Genomic DNA, 15,077 nt, shown 5'->3' with positions numbered 1-15,077 from the left:
CCCATGACCACCGTCACAGAGACGCCCGCGCGCACCGCCGCCGTGGAGATCCAGGACATCTCCAAGGTCTTCGGACACGGCAAGGGCGCCGTGACCGCGATCGACGGGATGTCCGTCACCGTCGGCACCGGGGAGTTCCTCGCCATCGTGGGCGCGTCCGGCTGCGGGAAGAGCACCCTGCTCTCCCTCGTCGCCGGACTCGAACAGCCCACGACGGGCAGCGTGGACGCGGGCGGCCACAAGGTCGCGATGATGTTCCAGGAGGCCGCGCTGTTCCCGTGGCTGACCGTGGGCGCCAACATCGAGGTGCCCATGAAGGTCAACAAGGTGCCCCGGGCCGAGCGCAGGAAGCGCGTCGCCGAACTCCTGGACCTGGTGCGGCTCACCGGCTTCGACCGCAAGCGCCCCCACGAGCTGTCCGGCGGCATGCGCCAGCGCGTCGCCCTGGCCCGCGCGCTGGCCCAGGACGCGGACGTGCTGCTCATGGACGAGCCGTTCGGCGCGCTGGACGCCATGACCCGCGACATCCTCCACGACGAGCTGGAGCGGATCTGGCGCGAGAAGGAGCTGACCATCCTCTTCGTCACCCACAACGTGCGCGAGGCGGTGCGCCTGGGCGACCGGGTCGTGCTGCTGTCCAGCCGCCCCGGCCGGGTGATCGACGCCTTCCCGGTCGAGGGCGAGCGCCCCCGCCGGATCGACTCGGTGCAGATCGCCGAGCAGGCCGCCACCATCACCGACCGACTCCGCGAGGAGGTCTCGCGCCATGCCTGACACCGATGTGCGGGACGACCGGCGCCGCGTCCGCGGACTCGACGCACTCGAACTCCAGCCCCGGCGCGGTACGGGGGAGCGCAGTGCCGCCGAGACCGCCGGGAGGATCTGGGCAGCGACCTGGCCCAAGCTGGCCGCGGTGGCCCTGGTGCTGCTCGCCTGGCAAGCGGTGGTGTGGTCCGGGTGGCGGACCGAGTTCGTCTTCCCCGGACCGGACAGGGTGCTGCCGACCCTCTTCCGGGAGATCACCACACCCGAGTTCTGGGAGGCCGTCCAGGTCACCATGCGGCGGGCCCTGACCGGCTTCGCCCTGGCCCTGGTCGTGGGCGTGATCATCGGCATCGCGGTCTCGCAGTTCAAGCCGCTGCGGGTGGCGATCGGCTCGCTGATCACCGGGCTCCAGACGATGCCCTCCATCGTGTGGTTCCCGTTCGCGATGCTGCTGTACGGCATCAGCGAGTCGGCGATCATGTTCGTGATCGTGCTGGGCGCGGCCCCCTCCATCGCGGGCGGGCTGACCTCGGGCATCGACTACGTGTCCCCGTCGCTGCTGCGGGCCGGGCAGGTGATGGGCCTGCGGGGGGTGCAGCGGTACACGGTGCTGATCATCCCGGCGGCCCTGCCGATGTTCGTCACCGGCCTCAAGCAGGGCTGGGCCTTCGCCTGGCGCTCGCTGATGGCGGGCGAGCTGCTGGTGATCATCAACCAGCAGAACTCCATCGGGTGGGCGCTCAGCCAGGCGCGCCAGCTCAACGACGCCGAACGGCTGCTCAGCTACATCATCATCGTGCTCGTCGTCGGCATCGTCATCGACGTGTTCTTCAACTGGGCCGACCGGGCCCTGCGCCGCCGCTGGGGCATCACCGGCTCCTGACCGGTACGGGCCCGCGGGAAGGGACGGGGAGGACGTGCGCGGGGGCGCGCGTCCTCCCCGTTCTCGGTGTACAGGGCTGGACCGGGGTGTTAACCCAAGCAAAACCAACAAGAACAACAAGAAGCCAACAAAAAAGCCACACAAACCTGGTTTTTGACGGCTGGTGTGTGGTTGACTGCGTTGCGCCACTACCCCCGGCACGTCCCGGTCCCCGCTCGGCCGGCCCGTACCCCCTATGGTTTTTGGAGACGCACATGTCCATCTTCCGCAGAGGCAAGGCCCTGACCTCGTCGGTGCTCGCCGGCCTGCTCCTCACCTTCGGCCTCGCGCTCGCCGCCGCCTCCCCGGCCTCCGCCGCGGGCACCTTCCGGCTCTGCAACGTCGGCTCCGGCTACTCCGCCCAGGCGACCTTCCCGGACCGCGGCGGCTTCTCCACCTACGTCGTCAACTCCGGCCAGTGCACCAGTGTGAGCACCAACGGCAACGAGGGCTACTACGTGACCATCAGGAACAGCGGCGGGCGCTTGAAGTCGACCGGGGGCTACCGCATCCCGAGCGGCAGGAGCGTGGACTTCTCCACCGGCGGCACCTTCGCCGCTCCGCAGTTCCACGCGCAGGTCTACTAGAGGACCGCTCGTACCGGGGCCGGGCCGCGATGCGCGGCCCGGCCCCGTCGTCGTCGGGCGGAAGGGCCATCGCGACGGGTCCCTGTCCCGGCGGCCTCAGGGCAGCAGGCCGGCCAGGTAGACCACGCCGGTGGCCGTGACGAGCGCGCCGAGCAGGAAGCGCAGCGGCTGCTCTCCCAGGCGGCGGGAGAACCCGATTCCCACCAGGGAGCCGAGCGCGCCGCCGAGCCCCAGCGCCAGGCCCACGCCCCAGTCGGGGGCGGCCGGGGCCGCGCCGAAACCGATACGGTCGAACACCGCGTAGGCGGTCAGGCCCACCACGGACGTGGCCAGGGTGGTGGTCAGGGCCACCACGGCGGCCCGCGAGGTCAGCCACCCGGCCGCGCCGATGAGCAGTGGCGACAGCAGGGAGCCGCCGCCGATGCCCACCGCCGCGCCGAACAGCGCCGCGCCGCCCGCCGCGAGCGCGAGCAGGGCGCGGCCCCCGTGTGCGGGCCGCGCGCCCCCGGCCCCTGTCGGCGGGGGAGCGGAAGCCCGTGCCCGGCGGACCGCGAGGAGGCGCGCCCCCATGGCGAGCATGAGCACGGCGAGCAGGCCGCGGAAGAGCGCGGGATCGGACAGCCAGGTGACGCGCACGGCGGCGCCCGCCACCGCGCAGGGCACGGCGGCGGCCGAGGCCACGAGCATCTCCGCGCCGTGGCCGCGCGCCGACCGGGCCAGGCGGCTCAGGCCCAGCGGCGTGGCCACCACGTTGTAGAGCAGGTTGGTGGCACTGACCGCGGGTCCGTGCATCCCCAGGGCGCTGAGCTGCACGGGAAGCAGGAGGACGGCCCCCGAGATCCCCACGGGGGCCGTCACGGCCGCGACGGCGAATCCGGCCATGACGGCGACGAGGATCTCCATGCGGATAACTCTACTAAACAAGTGGGTTTTAGGGGGATTGTGGGTACTCCACCGCGGATGTCCGGTGGCGGCGGTGTCCCCGGCCCCGGGTCCCCCCGGCGGTCCCGCTCCCGCGCCGTTTCCGAGCGCTACAGGGGTTCCACCGCCCGGGACGCGCGCTCGTCGTAGGCCGCGCGCGCCGAGGCGATCTCGTCCATGTGCTCCTCCGACCACAGGCGGATCGACCCCATCAGCGCCTCCACCTCGGCTCCGAGCGCGGTCAGGCTGTACTCCACGCGCGGCGGGGTCGTCGGGTACACCCGGCGGTCGACCAGCCCCGCCCGCTCCATCTCGCGCAGGGTCTGGGTCAGCATCTTCTGCGTGATGCCGTCCAGGCGGCGGCGCAGCTCGCCGAAGCGCGCGGGGCCCTGGGAGAGCACCCCCACCACCAGGCACAGCCACTTGTTGGACAGCAGGGAGAGGACGTTGCGGGACGCACAGTTCCGCAGGTAGACATCGGCGCCGCCGAGTTCTCGCAAGTCAGGAGTGGTATACACCAGGTACCTACAGATGGGGAAAGTGCCTTCTATACAAGGGATACCTTAGCCGGGAAGCTGGGCGCATGACAGAGCACATGCGCACCGTCCAGCAGAAGTCCGTCGGCGGCCCCGAGGTCCTGGAGATCGTCGAGGCCCCCGTGCCCGAGCCCGCGCCCACCCACATCCGGGTGCGGGTGCACGCGGCCGGCGTCAACCCGACCGACTGGAAGATGCGGACCACCGGCTACTGGTACACGCCCCCCTTCGGCCAGGGCTGGGACGTCTCCGGGGTCGTCACCGCCGTCTCCCCGGGGGTCACCCGCTTCGCCGTCGGCGACGAGGTCTACGGGATGCCGAACTTCCCCGACACCCCCGGCGCCTACGCCGACCAGGTCACCGGCCCCGCGCGGCACTTCGCCCCCAAGCCCGCGGGACTCGACCACGTCCACGCCGCCGCCCTCCCGCTCGCCGCGCTCACCGCCTGGCAGGCCCTGGTGGACACCGCGGACGTCGGAGCAGGACAGCGCGTCCTCGTCCACGCCGCGGCGGGGGGCGTGGGCCACCTGGCCGTCCAGATCGCGAGGGCCCGGGGAGCCCACGTGATCGGTACCGCCAGCGCCGCCAAGCACGACCTCCTCCTGGGCCTGGGGGCGAACGAGGTGGTCGACTACGCGGCCGAGGACTTCGCCGAGGCCGTCGGCGACGTGGACGTGGTGCTCGACGCCATCGGCGGCGACTACCTGGAGCGGTCGCTGCGCACCCTGCGGCCCGGCGGGCTGTACATCGGCCTGGCCAACCCCTTCGACACCGAGGGGGTCGCCCGGGCCGCGGAGAAGGCGGGCGCGGGCGTCCGCGGCGTGACCCTGATGGTCGAACCCGACCACAAGGGCCTGGAGGCGGTCACCGCGCTCGTGGAGGAGGGGCGGTTGAAGCCGCTGGTCGCCGCGACCTTCCCCCTGGAGGAGGCCGCCGAGGCGCACGAGCTGGGGGAGACGGGCCGCACCACCGGAAAGATCGTGCTGACCCTGACCTGACCCGGCCACGGGGCGACGCCGGACGCGGGCACGCGGAGAGGAGCCGGGCCCGGCCCCTCCCGGTCGCGGCAGGTTCCCGCTCCGGGGACCTGCGGGGTCCCGAGCGGACCGGGGCACGAATCCCCGGTGCCCGGGGCGGGCACGCCGTACGCGAACCGGCTGCGGGCGCCCGCGGGCCCCGCACGCCGTCCGGCGGTGCGGGGCCCGGACGCCTCAGGCGTGGACGAGCGGGGTGTCCACCAGGTGCTCGGCCACGAACCAGGCCTGCAGCTCGTTGACGCGGATCACCTCCGAGACCAGCAGGTCGTTCGTCCCGTCGTCGCCCATCTCCTGGGTGCGCGCGGCGGCGTCGTGGCAGTCCTCCAGGATGGTCTCGTGCGCCTCCAGGAGGCGGGAGAGCATCGCGGGCACCTCCTCGACGCCGTTCGGCGGACGCGGGACGTTGGTGATCTCGGCGACGTGCCGAGGGTCCCCGACCGCCACGCCGCCCAGGGTCTGGACGCGCTCGGCGATGGTGTCGATCAGCTCGGTCTGCTCGTCGGCGTGCTTGTCCATCAGCAGGTGGAGCTGGTAGAACGTCTGCCCGCGCATCAGCCAGTGGTGCTTCTTGTACAGGTCGTGCAGGATGCGGGTGTCGCACAGCACCTGGTTCAGCCGCTGGCACGAGTACATCCGCGCGTCGTAGGAGAGGCCGACCGGAAGCTGGCGAACCGTGCCGAACTCCTGGATCTCCTTGCCCTTCTGGTGCAGCCACGGCTGGCTGCTCCTGGGCTTGGGCGTCGTTCCGGCCTTGCGGTCTGCGGTCGTCACTCTGGTCCCCCTCCAGTCGGTGTGACTCGTCTCGCGACTGGAGCGCACACGGTGGCGCGCTCCGTGTGTCAGTCTCGGTTACCCACCGGTGCCGGGCGGCTAACGTCCAGCCAACCGGGAGTAAGTTTTCTGTGCTTTCGCCGCTTCCGGTGCGGGCCCGGAAGGGGCCGCCCGCGACGGGCCCCGCCCGCCGCTACCTCCCCGTACGCACGGGCAGGGCGAACAGGCCGTGCATGATCATGCTCGGCCACCACCGCAGCTCGGACTCGTCCACCGCGAGGCGGAGTCCGGGGAACCGGTCGAGGAGGGCGCCGACCGCCACCCGGGCCTCCATCCGCGCCAGCTGCGCCCCGACGCAGAAGTGCGCCCCGTGCCCGAACGCCAGGTGCGCGTCCCCGCGCCCGGGCCGGAACCCGTCGGCGTCGTCGTAGCGCCCGGGGTCCCGGCCCGCGGACAGCAGGGAGACCAGGACCGGCTCGCCCGCCTCCAGCGCGACCCCGCCCACGGTGGTCGGCTTGCCCGGGAACCGCCAGGTCGCGTTCTGCAGGGGGCTCTCCAGGCGCAGGGACTCCTCGACCGCCGGGCCGAGGAGGGCCGGGTCCGCGCACAGGCCCTCCCAGCGCTCCGGGCGGCGCAGCAGGGTGAAGAGCATGTTCCCGATCAGGGCCACCGTGGTCTCGTGCCCGGCGACCAGCAGCAGGAACGCCGTGGACGTCACCTCGTCGCGGCTCAGCTCCCCGGAGCGGTGCGCCTCGACCAGGTCGCCCAGCAGGTCGTCGGAGGGTTCGGCCAGGCGGGCTTCCATTAGTTCCCCCAGGTAGCGGTCGAACCAGTCGGTGGTCGCGGCGACGGCCTCCATCTCCTCGTAGGACGAGGAGTCGATGACCGCGGCCCGCCGGTGGAACTCGGGCCGGTCCGCCCCGGGAACGCCGAGGATGTCGCAGATGATGGCGATGGGCAGCGGATAGGCCAGGTCCCGGACCAGGTCCGGCCGGTCGGAGGCCGCGATGCGGTCCACCAGGTCCGCGGTGACGCGTTCGGCGCTCTCCTTCAGAGCTCTGACCCGGCGCGGGGTGAACGCCCCTCCCGCGACCCGGCGCAGCCGCGTGTGGTCGGGCGCGTCCACGTTGACCATGCTGCGCACCAGGCTGGGCCGGTGGTCGTAGGGGAGACCGAGGCCGGCCGCGCGCCAGGCGGCGTCGCCCGCCGCGGGGTCCTTGAGCATGTCGGGGTCGGCGAGGACCCGCCGCGCGTCGGCGTGGCGGGTCACCAGCCAGGCCCACGCCCCGCCGGGCAGGTCCACGCGGTGCACGGGGGAGTGCTCGCGCAGCCACCGGTAGGCGGGGTGGGGGTCGGACTCGAACTCGGGACCGTGCAGCTGCGGTGGGGAAACGGACATGGCGTGCCTTTCGTACCGGGGGGTGCTCCGGGTGCTTCCTACCCCCGCGCCCCACGGGGCTACGCCGAAGGGCCCCGGCCGGTGGCCGTTCCGGGGGTCGAGGAGGAGTGCTACGGATGTGGCGCCAGGCCTTCCCGGGCCCACCGGTCGGTGGTGAGCGCCTCCAGCGCGCGGGCCTTGTCCACCTCGCTCGGCAGGGTGTAGCGGCGAGTGGTGTTCAGGTCCGCATGGCCCCTCAGCTCGGCCACCAGCACCACGTCGACCGGCGCGGTGGCCACCTTGCCGCGGCCGCGCACCGGGTCGGTGCCGAAGGTGTGGCGCAGCACGTGCGGTCCGAAGGCCTCGCCGTCGTCGGCCGGCCCGATCCCCGCCGCGGCCCCGAGGGTGCACACGACGGTGTCGGCGGCGCGGGTGGACAGCGCGCGGCCGTCGCGGTCGCGGATGAGCGGCCCGGCGGCGGGACGGCCGAGCTCGCCGAGGAGTTCGGCCGGGGTGGTGCGGGCCCGGGCGTACAGGGGCACGCTGTGGTCCCTGCCGCCCGACCGTCCCTTGCCGCGCACCCGCACGCTCCCCTTCCTCGCCGAGAGGTCGGGGGCCGCCGTCGCGGGGGTGCGGGGCATCCAGAATGTAGAGCGGGTCGCGGACGGCGCCGGGCACCGAAGGCGGTGAAATCCGGATGGTGCGAAAGGAGCAGCAGCGCTAGCGTGCGCGTATGAATCTCGAACCCGGAAAGACCGTGCCCGCCGTTCCCGTTCCTCTCGATGCCGAACTTCGGGTCGCTTATGACGCCTACCTGGCGGAGGAGGCGGACTCGGCGCCGATGAGCCTCGAGAAGCTGTCGGTGATCCGCACGGAGACCGACGCCGCAGTGGCGGCGCTCGGGGACCTCAGCCATGGCGGTCGCTTCACCGTCTTCCAGCCTTCGGTGCCCGGGCTGGACGGCGCCCCCGAGATCCCCCTGCTGGTGTGCACACCCTCCGGCGCGCCCGCATCACGGCCGGTGCTCTACTCCATACACGGCGGCGGCTTCTACTGCGGCGATCACCGCACGGAGCTCGACGAGATACTTGAGACGGCCGAGCGGTTCGGGGCCACGCTGATCTCGGTCGGCTACCGGCTCGCGCCCGAGCACCCCTACCCCGCCCAGATCAACGACGCTTACGCCGGTCTGCTGTGGGTCGCCGACCACGCGGACGAACTCGGCATCGACCCGGAGCGCATCGTCGTCACGGGCTTCAGCGCTGGCGGCACCCTCGGCGCCGCGCTGGCTCTGACCGTGCGCGACAAGGGCGGCCCCCGCCTGCTCGGCCAGCTGCTGATCGCGCCGCTGCTCGACGACCGCAACGACAGCGCCTCGGCCCTGCAGATGGACGACGTCGAACTCTTCGACCGCAGCCGCAACAGGTTCGCCTGGAGCTCGCTGCTCGGCGACGCCCAGGGCGGACCTGACGTGCCGCAGTACGCTGCGCCCGCCCGCGCCACTGACCTGGCCGACCTGCCGCCCACCTTCCTCGACGTCGGCTCCGCCGAGTGTCTGCGCGATGAGATCCTCGCCTACGCCGACCGGATCTGGCAGGCCGGCGGCGAAGCCGAGCTGCACGTGTGGCCCGGCGGAATCCACGGTTTCGACCGGAAAGCCCCCGAGGCGCGGATCAGCAGGGCCGCCGTCGCGGCACGCCGCAACTGGCTGGAGCACCTTCTCGCCACCAACTGACGGTCTCCTCCGGCGGTAGTCGGTCGCGGGATGGCCAACGTGCCGGCCAGGCGTCCGTAGCAACGAGGTCGAGGAGCCTCGCGACGGAACCCAGGCGGATAGCCGCGTGACACGGAGCCCTCCACGGTTCTGGACCGACAAGTGTCCGGCATCCCGGCTCCGTCGAACCCCGAGGGCATGCGTCGGCCTCCGACGAGACGTTGTGGAGGTCACGCGGCAAGTGCTCCCAGCTGCGATGCCTCGATCTTCGGCAAGTCGGATCATCACAGCTCAGGGAGCACTTCTGCGTTCCGACACCAAGATCCGGACCCGCCCGGTGAACGCGTCAGGCCAGTAGTTCCACGGAAGGCTCCCGTGGTCGGGGACGCCATGCTGTGAGGCATGCAGAACGTGAGCATCTGGAGTGAGGGGTTCGGCGCCGACGTCGAGCCGGTGGACGCGCTGCACCGGGTGCGGGCTCCCACGCTGGTCGTGGAGGGCACCCACGAGCCGGTCAAACCGGGGCACGGCGCGGTCATCGCGGGGCGGGTCCCGGGGGCGCGGCTGATGCGCGTGGCGGGCATGGGGCACACGCTGCCGTCGCAGATCCACCAGGAGCTGGCCGAGGCGATCCTCGCCCACACGGCCGAGTGAGGAAGTCCGTTGCAGAATCCCTGTGTTCCCGCCATCGAAGTGGCGGACCTGACGCAGTGCTTCGGCGCCAGGCTCGCCGTCGACCGGCTCAGCCTGAGCATTCCGCCTGGAATGTTCTACGGCATCGTGGGCCCCAACGGCGCCGGAAAGACCACCGCCCTGACGGCGATGTGCGACGACGAACAGTTGCTGTGCGGCCGGGTGCACGGCCACGACGGCCCCGCCCGGGCCCGCCGCCGCACCAGACGCACACCGCTCCGGTCGGCCGGCCGTTGGACGGCCTGCTGCTCGACATCGTCGGCTGGCGGCCGGAAGAGATCGAAGACGGCGTCGCCCTGATGACCGAGCCGGGGCGGTGGCCCGGCGGCCGGTGAGGCGCCCCCCGCCTGCCACGATCGTGCGGCGAGCTCCATGGTGTCGCCCCGCAGAAGTTCGTGGAGGGTATTCAGCGTGATGGCGGCTTGAGCAGGGTCCCGCCGGTCGTCGACGGGGGCGGGGGTTTCGAAGGCGAAGGGGACTGAGCGGCCGGGGCAGCCGGAAGGGTTGATCAGCCGCTGACCGTGCGCAGAAAGTGATCGGCGTCTTCCGGCTCGCCGAGTCGGCCCAACTCCAGCCAGGAACCGTCGGCGAACGCGAGCCGGAAGGTGGCGTACCCGCGCGGCTGGCCCGCCTCACCGTCGATCCGGGCTTGGTCGAGGGTGAACTCCGTGACGGTCCGGAAATCGTCGGCCTTGGTCGGCGACAGCCGACGGCGAGGGGACGCCGCCACGCAGATGCGGTCGCGGGCCAGCATGACCAGGCGCTTAGGGTTGGGCGAGTACCCGTACCAACGCAGCAGCAGCTGGCCCGCGGTCAGGTTCCAGTCCCCGTCGAAGACCCCGTTGGTCGGGTCCTGCCCGCGATCCCTCTCACGAGAGCGGCCACGGCCGGAACGCTGTGTGTCGGGTGGACACGGCTGCCCGGTCTGACCGTCACGGCTCCGTCCCGACAGCCGTTGGTCGAGTCTACGGCTGAGACTGTCCAGCAAGATCATCGGTACGACCACGAAGAAGAACACCACGGCTCCGGCGTACCACAACCAGTGGTGGCGCGATTTCAGGCGTCCTCTGCCTGCAGCACGGTGAACGTCCTTGGGCGGTGCGGGGATGGGCTTGTGGATCTCACACCAGACCAGGGCCACGGGTTTCTCGCCCAGGATCTTCCGCGCCCGCCGCTGCACCTTGCCCTTCGCCATGCCAAGATCCTAGCGTCGGCCTTCTGCCGGTGGGCGGTGGGCGGGCAGTTGGCGGCTGAAGCCCCTCTCCCTCGGCGGAACCGGCCGACGCCGCCGTCCGGGTTGCCGTTCGCGTCGAGCCGGTCGAGTGCAGCCGGGATCGCGGCGGTTCCAGCGACCTACGCTCACGGCGAGGCCGACCAGAGGGGCGGGCAGCCGCTCGCCGCCGGTGCCGTCGGCGACGACGACCGAGCGGCGCCCGTCCGCGCAGGGCCGCCCCGCGCCAGGCCCTCCGCCGGACGCGCACGGCTTCCGGGCGCGGACCGGGTTCGCGGCTCCGGGCCCGCTCCCGTTCCGTGGGAGCCCCCGGCGCCGCCCGGGGGCGCGGGCGTCCGCCCCGGGACGGTCCGCCCCGCGTCAGGGGGCGATGGCGCAGGCGGTCTCCAGCACGAAGCGCGGCCAGGGCCGGTGCGGGTCGTGCCCGGTCAGCTCCCGCACCCGGCGCAGCCGGTAGCGCAGGGTCTGGGGGTGGACGTGCAGGGCCTCCGCCGCGGTGGTCGCCGCCCCCTCCCGGAAGTAGGCGCGCAGCGTCTCCAGCAGGTGCGCGTCGCCCGCCGACAGGAGCGGGCCGAGCACGGCGCGGCGGACCGCGGACGGGGTGACCGGGCCGCCGTTCAGGAGGGCCAGCACGCACGCGTCGGAGTCACGCAGCAGCCCCTCGGGGCCGAACGCGTGCGGGGGCGCGGTCTCCAGCGCGTCGTCGGCCAACCGGTAGGCGGCGGACATGTCGGCGAGGGCGCGCGGCGCCAGGACGCACCCCCGCCAGGGGTGCGCGCCGAGCACGGCGGCCACCCCGGCGGCGTCGGCGGGGGAGACCAGCAGCACCACCCGGCCCGCGCGCGTGGTGAGCAGCGGGTCCGCGCCGACCGGTTCGACCAGGCCGAGCAGCGCCATCCCCGCCGACACCGTGTCCCCCTGCGGGGCGCCGCCGGGGTGAGCCCCCTCCGGCTGCGCCACCACCAGGACCGCGGGGTCGGGCGGGGCGATGCCCAGGGTCCTCGCCCGGTCGCGGATCGCTCCCCGGGAGGCCTGCCGCCCGATGAGGAGGTCGTCCAGGAACGCCCGCCGGGCCCTCTCCAGGTCGGCGTCCAGCCGGTGGGCCGTCTCGGCGTGGCCCACCGCCAGGCTCTCGGAGATCTGGTCGATCGAGGTCAGCAAGAGTTCGCCCAGAGCGAACACGTCCGCCGCGTCGAGCCCCTCGGCCGCCAGCTCGGAGACGGCGCGCACCGCCGCCGCCGACCCGACCCGGTGCGCCCGGACGACGGCGCCGATCGAGCGCCCGTCCGCGGCCCGGGAGCGCCCGATCCCCCGCAGCCGCTCCACGTCGTCCGGGGGCAGCCGGGTCTCCCCGGCCACCCACAGCTCCATCGACCGGGACACCAGCCACCCGGTGATCGCGCGCACCTCCTCCAGCTGCGACCCGTGCAGCGCGCGGTAGGCCGGGACCTCGGCGTACACCTCGGCGACGATCCGCTCCACCAGCCCCGCGCGCTCCCGCGCCAGCCCGGCGCTGACACGGGCGCGCTGTTCGTGCCCCACCGGCCCACCTCCCGTCCCGGGCCGGCAGCCTACCGGGCGCCGCGCGCGGCGACACGCCGGGCGCGGCGGTCCGGGCCGGAGCCGCCTTCGGCCCGGGGCAACGGTAAAAAGCCCGCACACGAGCGGCGCAGCTTCGGTCCGCCACCCGTGTTGACATGGCAGTATGCGACTGCGGCACGGGGAATGCCGTGCACTGTACGACAGCAGGGCCGTTCAGGGCCGACGGGGGATGAAAAAGATGACGGTTCCGGGCATCACACTGGCCAATGGTGTGCGCATTCCACAGCTGGGCTACGGGGTGTGGCAGGTGCCCGACGACGAGGTGGAGCAGGCGGTCTCCACCGCGCTGGAGGCGGGCTACCGCAGCATCGACACCGCGGCCGCCTACGGCAACGAACGCGGGGTCGGCGAGGCCCTGCGCAGATCGGGACTGGACCGCGACGACCTCTTCGTGACCACCAAGCTCGCCAACCCGGACCAGGGCTACGACACCACGCTGCGGGCCTTCGACGCCAGCGCCGACCGCCTGGGCACGGAGACCGTCGACCTGTACCTGGTCCACTGGCCGCTGCCCCGGCGCAACCTCTACGTGCCGACCTGGAAGGCGCTGGAACGCCTCTACGCCGAGGGGCGGGTGCGGGCCATCGGGGTGTGCAACTTCCAGGTGCCGCACCTGGAGAGGGTCATGGAGGAGGGCGGGATCACGCCCATGGTCAACCAGGTCGAGCTGCACCCGCTGCTCACCCAGAAGGCCGTGCGCGACTTCGACGCCGAGCACAACATCGCCACCGAGGCGTGGAGCCCCCTGGGACACGGAAAGCTCCTCGACCACCCCGGTGTCACCGAGGTCGCCGAGGAGCACGAGCGCACCCCGGCCCAGGTGCTCCTGCGCTGGCACGTCCAGCTGGGCAACGTGGTCATCCCGAAGTCGGTGACCCCCGAGCGCATCCGCTCCAACTTCGAGATCTTCGACTTCGAGCTCTCCGAGGAGGAGATGGACCGGATCAGCGGGCTCGACTCCGACACGAGGTTCGGCCCCGACCCCGACGAGTTCGACGGCGACTAGGCGCCGGCCCCGGCCCCGGCCGGCGACGGCCTCCGACCGGCAGCGGCCGGAAGCCGGGGTCCGGGCCGGACGGGCGCGGGCTAGCCGCGCAGCTCCCGGTGCCTGCGGGCGCCGGCCAGGACGGACTCGGTGCCGTTGCGGCGGACACGGCCGACGTAGACGGCGCCTCCGATGAAGATGGCGGCGAACAGCGCCAGCACGGCGACGAGGGCCAGGGCGGACAGCAGCAGTGAGATCGACATGCGCTCATCGTAGCCGCACGTCCTCGGAACACCCTCCGGGGGACCGTTCCGGGACGGGCGACGGGAGCCGCACCAACCCGGAGGGCACGCCGATGGACCGGACACCGCACGAGATCGTCAACCCGCTCTCCCTCGCCGATCCGGTGGGGTACTCCCACGCGCTCGTGGTCAGACCCGGGCGCCTCGTCCGCGTCGGCGGACAGACCTCGCGGCGCCCCGACGGCAAGGTGGTCGGGGACTCCGTGGCGCAGCAGTTCGACCAGGCGCTCGCCAACCTGGTGGAGGCGCTGCGGGCCGCCGGCGCCGAACCCGCCCACGTGGTGGACATGTGCGTGTACACCACGTCGATGCACTCCTACCGGGTCAACAGCGGCACCATCGGGTCCGTCTACCGGCGGCACATGGGCCGCTACTACCCGCCGATGACGGCGGTGGGCGTGACCGACCTGATGGACCCCGACGCCCTCGTGGCGCTGACGTGCACCGCCGTGATCCCCGAGGACGCCGCGGACGACCTCCTCCACAGGGCCGAGGCGCGGGAGCTGGTCGAGGAGGCCGAGGAGACGCTGGCGGCCGACCCCCTCGCGGCGCGCGACCCGGGCGTCCGGCCCGGGCGCACCCGCCCGTAGCCCCGGGGCGCCGGGGCCTGTCCGGGCCCGGCGCCCTGCCGCGCCCCGGTGGTCGGGGTCAGGTCCCGTGGGCGGGCGCGGCGTTCACATGTAGCCGAGCCGGGACAGCTCCACGCCCGCCACCTCGTGCACGTCCGTGTGCTGGGTCCGGGACAGGCGCTCGCGCCACGAACCCACGCCCCACGCCTGCTCGGTCAGCAGCTCCGACGCCGACACCCGGGCCCCGCAGAACTCCCGCAGCCGCTCCGCCGTCTCGACCTCGCCGCCGTGCACGTCCTCGTAGCGCAGGGTCAGCAGCCGGTCGGCCCCGATCTCCCGGCGCAGCAGGGCCGACATGCGCACCGCCCCCCGCCAGCGCATCGCGCACTTGGCGGCGGTGGAGCCCTCCGTGAACGCGTCCAGGTCCGACTGGTCCTCCAGCCCGAAGAAGTGGTTCGGGAACTCGTGGTCCAGTTTCATGAAGCTCGGCTTCAACCAGGCCAGGGAGCGCTCGTCGTCCATCATGTCCGCGATGACGTCGCGGCCGTCCCGGATGATCTGGACGAACAGCGCGTCCGGGAAAGCCGCGTGCAGGGCGCTCGCGGCGAACAGCAGGTCGGGGCTCGCGTCGCCGTAGCGGAGGGCGTCGGCGCTGTGCTCGCACGGTTCCGCGGAGGCGTTCGCGGGCACGCGGGCCCACGGGCCGGGGCACTTGGGACAGGTCAGCGGGGTGAGCTGCCAGGCCTCGGCGTAGGCCTCGCGCAGGAGGCTCGCCGTTCCCGCGACCTTCTCCCGCGCCAGCGAGGGGCGTCTGGCCACGGCGTAGACGGCGTTGAGCACGCCCGGGGACCCCGCCCCCAGGTGGAACCCGGGTGCGCGGGCCAGGGCGCGGGAGACCTCGGAGATCCCGGAGTGGGGGGCGCCCAGGACGAACACCGGGCGTTGGACCTTGGTCCCGTTGACCACGAGGATGTAGGACGGCTGCTTCATTTGTGTCGATTTTTGCACCCTTTGCCCCTCTCGTGTGCATCGGCCGCGCGTTTCACGCTCCGCGTCCGCGAGTT

The 15,077-nt window shown here is 72.9% G+C and carries 17 protein-coding genes and 1 pseudogene; 9 read left to right on the top strand and 9 right to left on the bottom strand.

Annotated elements, in window-relative coordinates:
• The first annotated feature begins 3 nt into the window (after positions 1-3).
• The 3 genes from OUQ99_RS20615 to OUQ99_RS20605 all read left to right on the top strand — a co-directional run bounded on the left by OUQ99_RS20615 (position 4) and on the right by OUQ99_RS20605 (position 2,274).
• Positions 4-774 (top strand): ABC transporter ATP-binding protein, encoded by a 771-nt coding sequence (locus OUQ99_RS20615; RefSeq protein WP_267945428.1) that lies wholly within the window; start codon positions 4-6, stop codon positions 772-774.
• A complete protein-coding gene (locus tag OUQ99_RS20610; protein ID WP_267945427.1) occupies positions 767-1,648 on the top strand; it encodes an ABC transporter permease in 882 nt (293 codons plus the stop codon). The genes OUQ99_RS20615 and OUQ99_RS20610 overlap by 8 nt, the downstream gene beginning before the upstream one ends.
• A gap of 254 nt (positions 1,649-1,902) precedes the next feature.
• Positions 1,903-2,274, top strand: coding sequence for a hypothetical protein (locus OUQ99_RS20605; protein WP_267945426.1), 372 nt, complete (start codon positions 1,903-1,905; stop codon positions 2,272-2,274).
• A 96-nt stretch (positions 2,275-2,370) separates the two neighbouring features.
• Here OUQ99_RS20605 and OUQ99_RS20600 read toward each other — a convergent pair whose 3' ends face one another.
• A complete protein-coding gene (locus OUQ99_RS20600; protein ID WP_267945425.1) occupies positions 2,371-3,177 on the bottom strand; it encodes a sulfite exporter TauE/SafE family protein in 807 nt (268 codons plus the stop codon).
• A gap of 128 nt (positions 3,178-3,305) precedes the next feature.
• Positions 3,306-3,695 (bottom strand): winged helix-turn-helix transcriptional regulator, encoded by a 390-nt coding sequence (locus tag OUQ99_RS20595; RefSeq protein ID WP_267945424.1) that lies wholly within the window; start codon positions 3,693-3,695, stop codon positions 3,306-3,308.
• A gap of 83 nt (positions 3,696-3,778) precedes the next feature.
• On the opposite strand from OUQ99_RS20595, the gene OUQ99_RS20590 reads away from it, so the two are divergent.
• The gene (locus OUQ99_RS20590; RefSeq protein ID WP_267945423.1) at positions 3,779-4,729 is read left to right on the top strand and encodes an NADP-dependent oxidoreductase; all 951 of its coding nucleotides are present in this window, start codon (positions 3,779-3,781) and stop codon (positions 4,727-4,729) included.
• A 213-nt stretch (positions 4,730-4,942) separates the two neighbouring features.
• Here the strand turns inward: OUQ99_RS20590 and OUQ99_RS20585 are convergent, their stop codons facing one another.
• The 3 genes from OUQ99_RS20585 to OUQ99_RS20575 all read right to left on the bottom strand — a co-directional run bounded on the left by OUQ99_RS20585 (position 4,943) and on the right by OUQ99_RS20575 (position 7,558).
• Positions 4,943-5,539 (bottom strand): Dps family protein, encoded by a 597-nt coding sequence (locus OUQ99_RS20585; protein ID WP_267945422.1) that lies wholly within the window; start codon positions 5,537-5,539, stop codon positions 4,943-4,945.
• A gap of 193 nt (positions 5,540-5,732) precedes the next feature.
• Positions 5,733-6,938, bottom strand: coding sequence for a cytochrome P450 family protein (locus OUQ99_RS20580; protein WP_267945421.1), 1,206 nt, complete (start codon positions 6,936-6,938; stop codon positions 5,733-5,735).
• Positions 6,939-7,048: 110 nt separating this feature from the next.
• On the bottom strand, positions 7,049-7,558 hold the full coding sequence (locus OUQ99_RS20575; RefSeq protein ID WP_267945420.1) for a site-specific integrase: 510 nt from the start codon (positions 7,556-7,558) through the stop codon (positions 7,049-7,051).
• 92 nt (positions 7,559-7,650) lie between these two features.
• On the opposite strand from OUQ99_RS20575, the gene OUQ99_RS20570 reads away from it, so the two are divergent.
• The 3 genes and pseudogenes from OUQ99_RS20570 to OUQ99_RS20560 all read left to right on the top strand — a co-directional run.
• Positions 7,651-8,652, top strand: coding sequence for an alpha/beta hydrolase (locus OUQ99_RS20570; RefSeq protein WP_267945419.1), 1,002 nt, complete (start codon positions 7,651-7,653; stop codon positions 8,650-8,652).
• A 381-nt stretch (positions 8,653-9,033) separates the two neighbouring features.
• Entirely contained in the window at positions 9,034-9,285 is a 252-nt protein-coding gene (locus OUQ99_RS20565) for an alpha/beta fold hydrolase (RefSeq protein ID WP_267945418.1), read from the top strand.
• A gap of 39 nt (positions 9,286-9,324) precedes the next feature.
• Positions 9,325-9,498, top strand: a pseudogene (locus tag OUQ99_RS20560) (ATP-binding cassette domain-containing protein); the annotation flags it as partial.
• Between the two features lie 334 nt (positions 9,499-9,832).
• Here the strand turns inward: OUQ99_RS20560 and OUQ99_RS20555 are convergent.
• Positions 9,833-10,519: a hypothetical protein gene (locus OUQ99_RS20555; RefSeq protein ID WP_267945417.1), complete on the bottom strand. Its 687-nt coding sequence runs from the start codon at positions 10,517-10,519 to the stop codon at positions 9,833-9,835.
• A 396-nt stretch (positions 10,520-10,915) separates the two neighbouring features.
• On the bottom strand, positions 10,916-12,097 hold the full coding sequence (locus OUQ99_RS20550; RefSeq protein WP_267945416.1) for a PucR family transcriptional regulator: 1,182 nt from the start codon (positions 12,095-12,097) through the stop codon (positions 10,916-10,918).
• A 238-nt stretch (positions 12,098-12,335) separates the two neighbouring features.
• Between OUQ99_RS20550 and OUQ99_RS20545 the strand changes: the two genes are divergently transcribed.
• Complete coding sequence (locus OUQ99_RS20545) at positions 12,336-13,163, top strand: aldo/keto reductase (RefSeq protein ID WP_267945415.1); 828 nt, start codon at positions 12,336-12,338, stop codon at positions 13,161-13,163.
• An 80-nt stretch (positions 13,164-13,243) separates the two neighbouring features.
• Here the strand turns inward: OUQ99_RS20545 and OUQ99_RS20540 are convergent, their stop codons facing one another.
• Positions 13,244-13,405 carry a hypothetical protein gene (locus tag OUQ99_RS20540; RefSeq protein ID WP_267945414.1) on the bottom strand — a complete coding sequence of 54 codons (162 nt, stop codon included), beginning with the start codon at positions 13,403-13,405 and terminating at the stop codon, positions 13,244-13,246.
• A 92-nt stretch (positions 13,406-13,497) separates the two neighbouring features.
• Here OUQ99_RS20540 and OUQ99_RS20535 point away from each other — a divergent pair, with 92 nt between their 5' ends.
• Entirely contained in the window at positions 13,498-14,034 is a 537-nt protein-coding gene (locus tag OUQ99_RS20535) for a RidA family protein (protein WP_267945413.1), read from the top strand.
• Positions 14,035-14,118: 84 nt separating this feature from the next.
• Here OUQ99_RS20535 and OUQ99_RS20530 read toward each other — a convergent pair whose 3' ends face one another.
• Positions 14,119-15,003: a sulfotransferase family protein gene (locus tag OUQ99_RS20530; RefSeq protein WP_267945412.1), complete on the bottom strand. Its 885-nt coding sequence runs from the start codon at positions 15,001-15,003 to the stop codon at positions 14,119-14,121.
• Between the last annotated feature and the right edge of the window lie 74 nt (positions 15,004-15,077).

Source organism: Streptomonospora nanhaiensis, assembly GCF_026642255.1.
Lineage (GTDB): Bacteria > Actinomycetota > Actinomycetes > Streptosporangiales > Streptosporangiaceae > Nocardiopsis > Nocardiopsis tropica.
Note: the sequence above shows the minus strand (reverse complement) of the source record. Positions and strands in the feature narration are given on the sequence as shown.